Origin of the sequence: Streptomyces sp. SLBN-31, assembly GCF_006715395.1 — a bacterium.
Taxonomy (GTDB): Bacteria; Actinomycetota; Actinomycetes; order Streptomycetales; family Streptomycetaceae; genus Streptomyces.
This window is the reverse complement of the sequence record NZ_VFNC01000002.1, coordinates 2,958,139-2,971,001: the sequence shown is the minus strand read 5'-3', so window position 1 is coordinate 2,971,001 and position 12,863 is coordinate 2,958,139. Positions and strand designations below refer to the sequence as shown.

General features: G+C 69.6%; 12 protein-coding genes. 4 read left to right on the top strand and 8 right to left on the bottom strand.

The genetic code is table 11. The features are described 5' to 3' along the window. Positions 1-22: 22 nt before the first annotated feature. The 6 genes from mmsB to FBY22_RS33550 form a co-directional block, all read right to left on the bottom strand. Positions 23-1,267, bottom strand: coding sequence for a multiple monosaccharide ABC transporter permease (mmsB, locus tag FBY22_RS33575; protein WP_142151740.1), 1,245 nt, complete (start codon positions 1,265-1,267; stop codon positions 23-25). Beyond that, on the bottom strand, positions 1,264-2,814 hold the full coding sequence (mmsA, locus tag FBY22_RS33570) for a multiple monosaccharide ABC transporter ATP-binding protein (RefSeq protein ID WP_142151739.1): 1,551 nt from the start codon (positions 2,812-2,814) through the stop codon (positions 1,264-1,266). Before mmsA ends, mmsB begins: the two co-directional genes overlap by 4 nt. 32 nt (positions 2,815-2,846) lie before the next feature. Further along, entirely contained in the window at positions 2,847-3,956 is a 1,110-nt protein-coding gene (gene chvE / locus FBY22_RS33565) for a multiple monosaccharide ABC transporter substrate-binding protein (RefSeq protein WP_142151738.1), read from the bottom strand. Positions 3,957-3,995: 39 nt separating this feature from the next. Next, entirely contained in the window at positions 3,996-4,967 is a 972-nt protein-coding gene (locus FBY22_RS33560) for a hypothetical protein (protein WP_142151737.1), read from the bottom strand. Positions 4,968-5,079: 112 nt separating this feature from the next. Next, positions 5,080-6,084, bottom strand: a complete 1,005-nt coding sequence (locus FBY22_RS33555) for a zinc-binding dehydrogenase (protein ID WP_142151736.1) — start codon at positions 6,082-6,084, stop codon at positions 5,080-5,082. After that, positions 6,081-7,238: a mandelate racemase/muconate lactonizing enzyme family protein gene (locus FBY22_RS33550; protein WP_142151735.1), complete on the bottom strand. Its 1,158-nt coding sequence runs from the start codon at positions 7,236-7,238 to the stop codon at positions 6,081-6,083. The genes FBY22_RS33555 and FBY22_RS33550 overlap by 4 nt, the downstream gene beginning before the upstream one ends. A gap of 279 nt (positions 7,239-7,517) precedes the next feature. Between FBY22_RS33550 and FBY22_RS33540 the strand changes: the two genes are divergently transcribed. Beyond that, on the top strand, positions 7,518-8,348 hold the full coding sequence (locus FBY22_RS33540; protein ID WP_174267324.1) for a hypothetical protein: 831 nt from the start codon (positions 7,518-7,520) through the stop codon (positions 8,346-8,348). A 157-nt stretch (positions 8,349-8,505) separates the two neighbouring features. Here the strand turns inward: FBY22_RS33540 and FBY22_RS33535 are convergent, their stop codons facing one another. Further along, entirely contained in the window at positions 8,506-8,955 is a 450-nt protein-coding gene (locus tag FBY22_RS33535; protein ID WP_142151732.1) for a MarR family winged helix-turn-helix transcriptional regulator, read from the bottom strand. An 88-nt stretch (positions 8,956-9,043) separates the two neighbouring features. Here FBY22_RS33535 and FBY22_RS33530 point away from each other — a divergent pair, with 88 nt between their 5' ends. Beyond that, positions 9,044-10,042, top strand: coding sequence for an NADP-dependent oxidoreductase (locus FBY22_RS33530; RefSeq protein ID WP_142151731.1), 999 nt, complete (start codon positions 9,044-9,046; stop codon positions 10,040-10,042). Positions 10,043-10,139: 97 nt separating this feature from the next. After that, complete coding sequence (locus FBY22_RS33525; protein ID WP_142151730.1) at positions 10,140-10,559, top strand: organic hydroperoxide resistance protein; 420 nt, start codon at positions 10,140-10,142, stop codon at positions 10,557-10,559. A 74-nt stretch (positions 10,560-10,633) separates the two neighbouring features. On the opposite strand, the gene FBY22_RS33520 is transcribed toward FBY22_RS33525, so the two are convergent. Continuing rightward, entirely contained in the window at positions 10,634-11,785 is a 1,152-nt protein-coding gene (locus FBY22_RS33520; RefSeq protein WP_142151729.1) for a serine hydrolase domain-containing protein, read from the bottom strand. Between the two features lie 180 nt (positions 11,786-11,965). Between FBY22_RS33520 and FBY22_RS33515 the strand changes: the two genes are divergently transcribed. Next, positions 11,966-12,829 carry a hypothetical protein gene (locus FBY22_RS33515; RefSeq protein ID WP_142151728.1) on the top strand — a complete coding sequence of 288 codons (864 nt, stop codon included), beginning with the start codon at positions 11,966-11,968 and terminating at the stop codon, positions 12,827-12,829. Positions 12,830-12,863: the final 34 nt, after the last annotated feature.

Sequence of the window (12,863 nt, the reverse complement as noted above, 5' to 3'; positions counted from 1 at the left end):
CGACGGGGCCCGAGCTGACGTACTACGAACCGGACTTGCGCTTGTTCCAGACATCGAAGCCGACCGCGGCCAACAGGGCCAGGCCCTTGATGACCTGCTGCCAGTCGGTGCCGACGCCGAGGAGATTCATGCCGTTGTTCAGCACGCCGAGGACGAGACCACCGATGATCGCGCCGATGACGGTACCGATACCGCCGCTCATGGACGCGCCACCGATGAACGACGAGGCGATCGCCTCGAGTTCGAAGTTCAGTCCCGCCTTCGGAGACGCCGCGTTCAGACGGGAGGCGACCACCAGACCCGCCAGGGCCGCGAGCACGCCCATGTTCAGGAAGACATAGAAGGTGACCTTCTTGTCCTTCACGCCGGACAGCTTGGCCGCCGGCAGGTTGCCGCCGATCGCGTAGATGTGGCGGCCGAAGACGGAGTTGCGCATGACGTAGCCGTAACCGACCACCAGGACACCGAGGATGATCAGCACGATCGGTGCGCCGTTGTAGCTGGCGAGGGTCAGCGTCAGCCAGACGATGGCGCCGACCTGGGCGGCGAGCAGACCGTAGAACAGGCCCTTGGGCTGCACGTCGAGCGAGAACTCCTGCTGCCTGCGCCGGCCCCGGACCGCCTGCCACACCACCGAGGCGACCAGGACGATGCCCAGCAGCAGCGTGATGTTGTGGTAGTTGGTGTTCGGGCCGACCGCGGGCAGGAAGCCGTTGCCGATCTTCTGCAGGCCGTTCGGGAACGGGCCGAGGGTCTGGCCCTTCAGCAGGATCTCCGTCAGACCCCGGAAGAGCAGCATGCCGGCGAGGGTCACGATGAACGACGGTATGCCGCCGTACGCGATCAGGAAGCCCTGGATGCTGCCCGCCACCGCGCCCATCAGCAGGCACAGCACCAACGCCACCGGCCAGGCCACATGATGACTGACCGTCAGGACCGCCGCGAAGGCTCCGATGAACGCCGTGAGCGAGCCGACCGACAGGTCGATGTGCCCGGCGATGATCACCAGCATCATGCCGATCGCGAGGATCAGGATGTAGCTGTTCTGCAGCACCAGGTTCGAGACGTTGCGCGGCAGCAGCAGATCCCCGCCGGTCCAGAACTGGAAGAGCAGGACGATCAGCAGCAGCGCGATCAGCATGCCGTACTGGCGCCGGTTCTGGGCTATGAAGCCGAAGACCACCTGCACGAAGTTGCGGCCGCCGGACGGGCTTCCGCCGCCGGGCGGTGCCGCCGCCGGCGTCTTGTCGGTGACGTCCGTGCTCATCGGGTTACCTCTTTGTCCTTCGTCATCTGGCGCATCAGCACTTCCTGCGTGGCCTCGGCCCGCGCCACCTCACCGGTGAGCCGGCCCGCGGCCATCGTGTAGATGCGGTCGCACATGCCGAGCAGCTCGGGCAGCTCGGAGGAGATGAAGACGACCGCCTTGCCCTCGGCCGCCAGCCGGTCGATGACCGTGTAGATCTCGTACTTGGCGCCCACGTCGATACCGCGCGTGGGCTCGTCCAGGATCAGCACGTCCGGACCCGCGAAGATCCACTTGCTGAGGACGACCTTCTGCTGGTTGCCGCCGGACAGCTTGCCCACCGGCTCGAAGACGGTCGGCGCCTTGATGTTCATGGACTTGCGGAAGCCCTCGGCGACCTGCCGCTCCTCGTGCTCGTCGACCACGCCCCGCTTGGCGACCTTCTGCAGCGCGCTCAGCGAGATGTTCCGGTTGACGGTGTCGATGAGGTTGAGCCCGTAGTGCTTGCGGTCCTCGGTGACGTACGCGATGCCGTGCCCGACCGCCTCCGAGACGGTCTTGGTACGGATCTCCGCACCGTCCTTGAAGACGGTGCCGCCCGCGTGCCGGCCGTAGGTGCGCCCGAACACGCTCATCGCGAGCTCGGTGCGGCCGGCGCCCATCAGACCCGCGATCCCCACGATCTCCCCGCGCCGGACGTTGATCGACACGTTGTCGACGACCTTGCGGGCCTGGTCGAGCGGGTGGTGCACGGTCCAGTTGCGGATCTCCAGCGCCGGCGCCGCGTCCTGTTCACCCTCGTACGGGGTGCGGTCGGGGAAGCGGTGGTCGAGGTCGCGGCCGACCATGCCGGAGATGATCCGGTCCTCGGTCGTCTCCGGTGCCTTCACATCGAGCGTCTCGATGGTCCGCCCGTCGCGCAGGATCGTCACCGAGTCCGCGACCCGGCGGATCTCGTTCAGCTTGTGGGAGATGATGATCGAGGTGATGCCCTGCTTCTTCAACTCCAGCATGAGATCCAGGAGTTTGCCGCTGTCCTCGTCGTTCAGGGCCGCGGTCGGCTCATCCAGGATGAGCAGCTTCACCTTCTTCGACAGCGCCTTGGCGATCTCCACCAGCTGCTGCTTGCCCACGCCGATGTCGGCGACGCGGGTCTCCGGGTGGTCGCTCAGACCCACCCGGCGCAGCAGTTCGCTGGCGTGCTTGAGCGTCTCCCGCCAGTCGATGAACCCGCCCGAGGCGTGTTCGTTGCCGAGGAAGATGTTCTCCGCGATGGACAGGAAGGGCACCAGGGCCAGCTCCTGGTGGATGATCACGATGCCGTGATCCTCACTGGCCCGGATGTCCTTGAACTCGCAGACCTCTCCCTCGAAGAGGATCTCGCCCTCGTAGGTGCCGTGCGGATGGACGCCGGAGAGCACCTTCATCAGGGTGGACTTGCCGGCGCCGTTCTCTCCGCAGATGGCGTGGACCTCGCCCTGGCGGACTGTCAGCGTGACGTCCGACAGCGCCTTGACACCGGGAAAGGTCTTGACGATAGAGCGCATTTCCAGGACGGGTCCCGCCATGGTCTTGCCTTCCAATCAGTAGGGGGCGGCGGTTACTTGAGTTCGGCGTCGGTGTAGTAGCCGCCCTTGACCAGGACGTCCTCGTAGTTGCTCTTGTCGACGCTCACCGGCTGCAGCAGGTAGGCGGGGACGACCTTGACGCCGTTGTTGTACGTCTTGGTGTCGTTGACCTGGGGCGTCTTCTTGTTCAGAGCGTCGTCGATCATCGCCGCGGCGACCTTGGCGAGCTTGCGGAGGTCCTTGTAGACCGTCTGCGTCTGCTGGCCCGCGATGATCGACTTCACCGAGGCGAGCTCGGCGTCCTGGCCGGTGATGACCGGCAGCGGCTGGCTCTTGGAGCCGTAACCGTCCGACTTGAGCGCGGCGAGGATGCCGATCGAGATGCCGTCGTACGGCGAGAGGACCGCGTCGACCTTGGCGCTGGAGTACGTGGAGGTGAGGATGTCCTCCATGCGCTTCTGGGCGGTGGCACCGTCCCAGCGCAGGGTGGTGACCTGGTTGAGCGCGGTCTGCTTGGACTTGACCACCAGCTGCTTCTTGTCGATGTACGGCTGGAGCACGCTCATCGCGCCGTTGAAGAAGTACTTGGTGTTGTTGTCGTCGTTCGAACCGGCGAACAGCTCGATGTTGAACGGGCCCTTCTTGCCCTTGTCCAGGCCGAGCTTCTGCACGATGTACGTGCCCTGCAGCACGCCGACCTTCTCGTTGTCGAACGAGGCGTAGTAGTCGACGTTCTTGCTGCCCAGGATGAGGCGGTCGTAGGCGATGACCGGGATGTGGGCGTCCGCGGCCTCCTGGAGCACGTTGTTCAGGGACTTGTTGTCGATGGCCGCGATGATCAGACCCTTGACGCCCTGCGTGATCAGGTTCTCGATCTGGGAGACCTGGGTGTCCGGGTTGTCCTCGCCGTAGACCAGCTTGGTCTTGTAGCCCTTGGCCTGGAGGTCCTTGACGACGTTCTTGCCGTCGGAGATCCAGCGCTCGGAGGACTTGGTCGGCATCGCGATGCCGATCGTGCCGCCCTTGGAGTCGCCGGCCTTCTCCTTGCTGCCGCCCGAACCGCTCTGCCCGCAGGCGGAGAGGGTGAGGGCGAGGGACGCGGCTCCGGCTATCGCGGCGAGGGCTGCTCTACGGTTGCGCATGGGTCATCCATCCTTGGGTTTCTCGTCGTTGAGAGAGGGTCAGGCTTCGGTGGGGAAGCGGTTGAGCGGTCCGGGCAGCCGGGAGCCGAGCGGCGCCATGTCGCCGTCCGCACCGTGCCGGGCGAGCAGGTCGAGAGCGAGACGGCCGCGCCGCACCCGCTCCCGGGCGGTGTCCAGGGTCACGTCCCGCAGGTGGGTGCCCCACGGGTAGATGCCGGGAGCCTTGGACAGACCGAACTTCAGGTAGAGCGGTGCGCCACGCCGGATCAGCTCGGCGACCTCGTACATCCGGATGTAACCGCCGAGGTCGTCGGGGGCCTCGATGTACATGTCCATGGGGGCGGCGGAGACCCGCCGGATCTCGGTGAGGTGATCCAGCGTCAGGTCGCTGGGCACGTTGAGGGAGTCGGCGCCGAGCCGCTCGTACACCGCGTACGAGGCCGGGTTGACCGGACCGATCAGTGCCGAGACCTTCAGGGTGGTGTCGGCCGGGATGATCCCCGCCTCGCGCGCCCGGTGCAGCGTCCACAGCACACCCTCGTCGGCGACGAGGAGGCACTTGACCCCCAACTCCGTCGCGCGGACGGCGTCTTCGACACAGCCGGCGACGGCGTCGTGGCCGCGTGCGCGCAGTCCGGCCCCCCGCGAGTCGGACCGTACGGAGCCGCCGATGTCCCAGGTGCCGCGCGGCCCGGTGAACAGGCACAGTTCGATGTCGCGCTCGTCGGTCGCCTCGACCATCTCGGTGATCTCGGCGTCGCTCAGCATCCACACACCGCTGCCCTGGCTGATCCGGTGGATCGGCACGTCCAGGCGGGAGGACTCCTTCAGGACGACGGCCAGCGCTTCGGGACCCTCGCACGAGGGGATCTCGGTGCGCCACTTGCCGCCGCCGGGGAAGGTGTGCGGGGAGGCGTCGGCGGGGTCGGGGGCGGGCGCGCCCAGGCCGAGGGCCGAGAGCGCCTGCTCACCGGGTCGGCGGGCCGCCGTAGCGGAAGCGTCGGTCGTCACAAGCTGTCCTTCGTGTTCGATATTTCGGACGAGGTTCGCGGCTCAAGTCATGGGGGGCTTGGGTGTACGCCGGTACGGGGGCCGTCAGGTCGCCCCCGAACCGGCGTACGGTCTAGGGGCGGAGCAGCACCTTGCCCACCTTCGGATCGCCGGACCCGACCAGCTCGATGGCCTCCGCGAACCGGTCGAGCGGCAGCTCGTGCGTGACCAGGGGCAGGGGATCGAGCAGCCCGGCGCCGAACACCCGGACCGTGTGGGCCCAGGCGTCCGGCGGCGCGCCGAAGACAGTCGACACCTCCAACTGCCGTACCACTAGGGCCGTTGGGTCCAGCCCATCGGCTCCCGGCGCGGGAATGCCGGTCAGCACCAGACGTCCGCCGCGCCGCAGCAGGGAGGCCGCGGTGTCCGCGGCCGACGCGGACCCGGCGGTCTCGATGACGACGTCGAAGTCGTCGGGGAGCTCCTGGTCCCGGGTGCGGAAGTCGGTGGCGCCGAAAGCTTTCGAGAGCTCCGCCCGGTCCGGTCGCGTCCCGACCACCAGCAGCTCGGCCGGCGAGCCCGCCTTCAGGAACTGAACGGCGAACATGCCCAGCGTTCCGGTGCCGACGACGGCGACCCGCTCGCCCGGCAGCGCGTTCGCCTTGATCGCGGCGGCCGCGATGCAGGCGGCCGGCTCCAGCAGCGCGGCGGCCGTGAGGTCGGCGTCGTCCGGCAGGACGTGCAGCAGCCGCGCCGGCAGGGTGAGCGTGGTGGCCATCGCACCCGGCTGGGTGAACCCGGTCTCCTCGTACCCGCTGCTGCACAAGGTGGTCTCGCCCGCGTGGCAGCGGTCGCAGACCTGGCAGTTGCGGAAGCCCTCGCCGACGACCTTGCGGCCGACCAGCGTCTCCGGGATCCCGGCGCCGACCGCCTCCACGGTCCCCGACCACTCGTGGCCGGGCGTGAGGGGATAGCGGACGTACCCCTCGGGCCGGTTGCCCTGGTACACCTCCCGGTCGCTGCCGCAGATGCCGACCGCGTGGACGGCCACCAGCGCCTCGCCCGGCCCCGGCTGCCGTGGGTCGTGCGAGGTCAGCCGGTGCTCGCCCGGTGCCTCGATGACGACCTGGGTGCTCACTTGGCGCCCTTGGGCTTGCGCTGCTCCCAGCCCTCGGCCCACAGGTCGAAACGGGCCTGCTGCTGCGGGAACTCCGCGGCCGCGTCCACGTCGAGCTCGACGCCGAGGCCCGGCGCGTCCGAGAGGTGGAAGTAGCCGTCCACGACCTCCGGCGCGCCCTTGACCACCTTCTTGATCTCCGCGTCCGCGAAGTCGTTGAAGTGCTCCAGGATCTTGAAGTTGGGGGAGGTGAAGCCGACCTGGAGGGAGGCGGCGGTGAGCACGGACCCGCCGACGTTGTGCGGGGCGACGAGCATGTAGTGGGTCTCGGCGGTCGCGGCCAGCTTCCGCGTCTCCCAGATGCCGCCGATGTGACCGACGTCCGGCTGGATGATGTCCACGGCCTGGCTGTCGAACAGCTCACGGAACTCGATGCGATCGTGAATCCGCTCGCCGGTCGCGACCGGGATGTCGACCTTGGCGGCGACCTTCTCCAGCGCCTTCAGGTTCTCCGGCGGGCAGGGCTCCTCCAGCCAGGCGGGCTTGAAGGGGGCGAGCTCGTGGGCCAGCCGCACCGCGGTCGCCGGCGAGAACCGCCCGTGCATCTCCAGCATCAGCTCGGCGTCCGGCCCGATGGCGTCGCGCACGGCCTCGATGAGGGAGACGGCGTACAGGCTCTGCTCGTGGTCGAGCTCGAAGTGCCCGGTGCCGAAGGGGTCGATCTTCAGCGCCTTGTACCCGCGCTCCATGACCCCCTGGGCGGCCTTGTGATAGGCCTCCGGGGTGCGCTCCGTGGTGTACCAGCCGTTGGCGTAGGCCTTGACCTTGTCCGTGACCTTCCCGCCCAGCAGCTGCCAGACGGGCACCCCGAGGGCCTTGCCCTTGATGTCCCAGCAGGCCATCTCGATGACGGCGATGCCGGACATCACGATCTCGCCGGCGCGGCCGTAGTCGCCGTACTTCATCCGGCGTACGAGGTCTTCCAGGGCGAAGGGGTCGGAGCCCAGAATGTGATTGGTCTCGGCCTCCCGCAGGTAGCCGATCAGCGCGTCGGTGTGGCCCAGCATCCGGGTCTCGCCGACTCCCGTGATCCCTTCGTCGGTGTGCACCTGGACGTATGTCAGGTTGCGCCACGGCGTCCCGACCACGTGTGTGCTGATTCCGGTGATGCGCACGGCAGTTGCCCCTTGCTGCGTCGTCTGCTTGCGTTCGGCTCTTCAAGTGTGTTCGAAATTTCGTCACACGTTCGAAATGCTGGCGTGACAGTAAGGACGGGGTGGCGGGGGTGTCAATGGGTCGAACGCATAACGGTTTCGACACTGCTTTCGGCACGCTTTTCGGTCGCGGTTTCGCAGATGTCCGCAACCCGCCACGCCGGAACAGGTCGTTCACCACACAACTTTCACAGCTGTGCCTATGAACGTGACCTGTCAGGAACTTAGTCTTCCCGCGTCATGGACTACTGCGACCCGTGCCGACGGCACCTCAACGGCGCCCTCGCCTGCCCGGGGTGCGGCACCACCCTCGAAGAGCTCCGCGCGCAGACGCACGCACAGCACTCGGGCCTGCCCCCGTACGAGGAAGGGCACGGGGTGGCGTACGACGGCCACGGCGACGAAGGGTCCTACGACGACACCCCCTACGGCGACGACGAGAGCCCCCACGACGACGAGGAGGCCCCGGAGGACGGCCATCCGGCCGGCCGGGCGGCACGCCGGGCACAGGGCCGTGGGCGCGGCCGTGGGCGTTCGCGCGGGGGCGCCGAGGGTCCCGCCGGACCTGGGGGCGCTGCCAGTCGCCGCGATCGCAAAGCCGCCGCGCACCGCAGGCGTCGGCGCCGGGTGTTGCTGATCACCGCGGCGGCCGTGCTCGCCGCAGGCGGCCTCAGCCTCGCCGAGCTGGGCATGGACGCCCCCTTCTCCTCGCCGGCACCGGCCACGGCCGGGAGCGACTCGGCCGAGGGCGGGGCGTCGGCGGAGGCGGGCGGCAAGGCGAAGTCGGTCGGTGACGGCACGGGCGCCGGTGCGACGGGCACCCCGACCGGCGGAGCGTCCGCGTCCTCGACGGCCTCCAAGCCGCCCAAGGACAAGAAGAAGCACGACGAGCCCAGTGCGTCCGCCTCGTCCACCACGGCCACCACCGGCTCGGGAGCCACGACGACGGCCCCCACGGCGGCACCCCCGGCCACCACCCCGCCCGCGACGTCGGCCCCGACGACCTCGGCCCCCAGTCCGACGCCGTCCCCCACGAAGACGTGCACACGGTTCCTTTGGTGGTGCAGCTGAGGGCTGCTTCGGCCCTGCTCAAGCCGGCCGGCGCGACTCGACCCGTCCGGCGTTCGAGGACGAGGCCCGTCCAGGGCCGAAGCGGGGGCCCGGGGGCGGCAGCCCCCGGTACGGCAGCCCAGGCGGACCCCGCCGAGCCACCCCGGGTGCCCGGATATCACGCCCCCGACGAAGCCCCCAGCATCCGCTTCAGCAAATCGCGCAAAGACAACCGCTCCGCATCCGACAGTCCCACCAAGGGCTCCCGCGCGAAGCGCAACCCGTCCCGCAGCTCCCGGGCGACCCGCCGCCCCTCCTCCGTCGGCGCCGCCAGCTTCACCCGCCGGTCGGCCGGATCGGGCCGCCGCTCGACCAGCCCCCGGGACTCCAGCCGGTCCACGATCCCCGTGACGTTCGACGGCTCGCACTTCAGCTTCCGGGCCAGCTTCCGCATCGGCAGCGGCTCCAGTGACAGCAGGCTGAGCAGCCTGGCCTGCGCCCCGGTCAGTGCGTGCTGAGCGGCCGCCTCGTCGAAGTCCGCGTGATAACGCGCCACGACGTCCCCGATCAGCTCGACGACCTCGAGGGTCAGCGCGTCGGGACGCTGAGTCTGCTGCGGAGTGGCCATGGCTTCAGCCTACCCCATTGCTTGACAACCTGAAATATTCAGAGGCATGGTTGTTTCAGGTACTGAAGTAAATTGGAAAGGCTCCGTCATGATCAACCGCGAGTGGCACCTCCTCTCCCGCCCCGTCGGCTGGCCCAAGCCCGAGGACTTCGCCCTGGTCGAGTCGGAGGTCGGCACGCCGGGCGAGGGCCAGGTGCTGGTCCGCAACGAGTACCTCTCGGTCGACCCGTACATGCGTGGCCGGATGAGCGACGCCAAGTCGTACGTGGCGCCCTACGAGCTCGGCAAGGTCATGCAGGGCGGCGCGGTCGGCGAGGTCGTGGCCTCCAACGCCGAGGGCATCGCCGTCGGCGACCACGTCCTGCACTTCCTCGGCTGGCGCGAGTACGCCGTCGTGGACGCGAAGAGCGCCGTCAAGGTGGACCCGGACGCGGCCCCGCTGAGCACCTACCTCGGCGTGCTCGGCATGACGGGCCTGACGGCGTACGCCGGTCTGCTGCGGGTCGGCGCCTTCAAGGAGGGCGACGCGGTGTTCGTCTCCGGCGCCGCGGGTGCCGTCGGCAGCCAGGTCGGCCAGATCGCGAAGCTGAAGGGTGCCTCGCGGGTCATCGGCTCGGCCGGCTCCGACGAGAAGGTCAAGCTCCTCGTCGAGGAGTACGGCTTCGACGCCGCGTTCAACTACAAGAACGGCCCGGTCCGGGAGCAGCTCAAGGAGGCCGCCCCGGACGGCATCGACGTCTACTTCGACAACGTCGGCGGCGAGCACCTGGAGGCCGCCATCGGTGCCCTCAACCTCCGGGGCCGTGCCGTGATCTGCGGCATGATCTCGCAGTACAACTCCACCGAGCCGACGCCCGGCCCGCGCAACATGGTCAAGATCCTGCAGAACCGGCTCCGCGTCGAGGGCGTGCTGGTCGGTGACCACTACGACCTGCAGCCGCAGTTCGTCCAGGAGGTCGGCCCGTGGGTCGCCTCGGGTGCGCTGAAGTACCGCGAGACCGTGGTCGAGGGCATCGAGAACAACCTGGAGGCGTTCCTCGGGGTCCTGCGGGGCGAGAACACCGGAAAGATGATCGTCAAGCTGTAGGTTTTCCTCGCTCTTTCCGGCATGCGGTAACTCCTTTCCGAATTCCGTCGTCGATCGTGGGCGCGAGTCGCGGCGGACCGAGGAGGAAGACAACCGCATGCCCATTCAGCAGTCCGACGTCCTGTACACCGCCGTCGCCACCGCCGAGAACGGCCGCGACGGCCGGGTCGCCACCGACGACGGCAGGCTCGACGTGGTCGTCGACCCGCCCAAGGAGATGGGCGGCAACGGCGCGGGCACCAACCCCGAGCAGCTCTTCGCGGCCGGTTACAGCGCCTGCTTCCAGGGCGCCCTGAGTGTCGTCGCCCGCGAGGCGAAGGCCGACGTCGCCGGTTCGACCGTGACCGCCAAGGTGGGCATCGGCAGGAACGACGACGGCTTCGGGATCATCGTCGAGATCTCGGCGCGGATCCCGAACGTCGACACGGAGACGGCCAGGGACCTCGTCGAGAAGGCCCACCAGGTCTGCCCCTACTCCAAGGCGACCCGCGGGAACATCAGCGTGACGCTGGTCTGACATCGGTCGTTGGCAAGGAGCGAGGCCGCACCCCTGGACGTGGGGTGCGGCCTCCGCCGTGCTCGGGGGCCGGCTCATCCGGCCCGCACCGCGCCGTGGACGGCCCTGACCAGACGGTCGTTCTCCGGGGCCGCGCCGCCCGGGTAGGCGACGCGGCGGCGGGTGTAGCCGTAGGCCAGGCCGCTGCGCGGGTCGGCGAAGGCCTGTGAGCCGGCCGCACCGCTGTGCCCGAAGGCCCCGGCGCCCAGGACGGGATGCCACATGTCCGCCGTGGCCTGGAAACCGAGGCCGAACGCTCGGTGGGAGCGGCCCACCAGGTCGTAGCCGGCCGAGTGGATCTGGCCGACCTCGGCGATCGTGTCCGGCTTCAGCAGCGGCGCCTTCCCGTCCACCTCGCTGATCGCCGCCGCGTACATCCCGGCCAGCCCGCGCGCCGCCGCCACCCCGCCCGCGGAGGCCGGCCCCTTGGCGCGTACGGCCCGCGAGTTGGCGTAGTCGACGAGCGTGCCCGCGTCCGGCGCGTGCGCGTTCATCGCGATGGAGGCGAGGGTGTGCGGTCCCGTCGGCGCCTCGTCCAGCACCGCCTGCTGCACAGGGGTCGGGACCATCGGCTGCGCCGGCCGGAAACGGGGTTCGAGGGCGGCGGGCAGGCCCAGATGGAAGTCCAGGGCGTACGGGGCACGGATCCGTTCCTCGTAGACGTCCTGGAGCGAGTGGCCCGTGGCCCGGCGTACGACCTCGCCCGTCAGCGCGCCGATCACCAGCGCGTGGTAGCCGAAGGCCGTGCCGGGACGCCAGAACGGCTTCTGGTCCGCGAGCCGTTCGGCCATCGCACGGTCGTCGGCCAGTTCCGCGGCCGTGAACCCGCCGTCCGTGCCGACCACCCCCGCGCGATGGCTGATCAGGTCGCGCAGGGTCACCGAGCCCTTGCCCTCGGCCGCGAACTCCGGCCAGTAGTAGGTCACTTTGCGGTCCAGTTCCAGCGTGCCGTCCTGCACCAGCAGGGCCACCACCAGATGGGCGGCGCCCTTGGAGGACGAGTACACGGCGTAGAGGGAATCGGCTTCCGTGCCGTCACCGGCCCACAGGTCGACGACCTTGCGGCCGTGCAGATACGCGCACAACTGGCCTTCGTAGTCGGGCCGTTCCCCCGCCACGAACGTGGCGAACTCCTCGCGCACAGCCCCGAAGCCGTCGGCCACGGTGCCGTGGATCTCCTGCGTCATCCGTTCTCCTCACCTGAACCGATGTCTGCTGAGATCGGTACGGCGGGGCGTGCCCGTTCGACTCAATGGCAACAGCAGGCAGTTGGCGTCACCGAACCCCTGGATGCCGCGGACCGGGTGGCGCCGACAGGGCATCCTGGGGTCGGACCGTCGGCGGCGCTCGTGAGGCGAGGAGTCTCCATGGCAACGATCCCTTCGCTCCCCAGCAGGGACGACGTGCTGCGCATGGCACGCAGTACGACCGACATCACCGGCCAGCTCCTGGACACGGCCGGCAACCTCACCAGGATCGCGATCAACACCTTCGACCCCCGGGACGGCTCCGGCACCGAGGTGCTGCGCGTCCTGCGCGAGACGACCGCGGAACTGGCGGAGGCGAGCGCGTCCCCGCAGGCGCAGGAGGCGTTCTACCGCATCGTCGACACCCTCACCCGCCTGGGCACCAGCGGCGCCCCGCTGGCGGTCCACCCCGTGAGCGAGCCTGTCCGGGCCCTGCTCACCGCCCTCGGCGACAGCCTGCTCCCCGTACTGGACGCGGTCGAACCCGCCGTGGAGGAGTTCACGAACGCGCTGGGCGACCTGGTGGAGGCGTCCTCGCCGCTGCTGCCCGCGGCGGCGGGCATGGCCGCCGGAGCGCTGCTCGCGCTGACGCCCGTGCTCCGGTCCGCCGCGGACGTCCTGCGCGACTCGTCGCCCGAACTCACCCGCGTCGCCGAGGCCCTGACCGACGCCCTGGCCCCGCTGATGCCGCTGCAGGTGGCGCTGGCGGAACGCGCGGCGGCGGCCGGCGCGGGCGCGGTCCGGGCGTCCCTCCCGCCGCTGGCCGACCTCACCGAGGCAGCGGCGGCGACGACGAAGGCGGCGCGCCCGGTCCTGGTGGCGGGGGAGGAGCTGCTGGTGTCGGCCCTGGAACAGCTGCAGCCCCTGCTGCTGGGAGCCGCCGCACGGGCCGGCGGCTTCGTCCGCGCGACGGCGGTTCGCGTGAGCGCGGCGGTGTCACCCACGAGCGACCGAGGCATCGTGGTGGCCGTAGCACCGGCCTGACGCCCCGGGCCGCACCCCCGCATCCGCCGGCAAC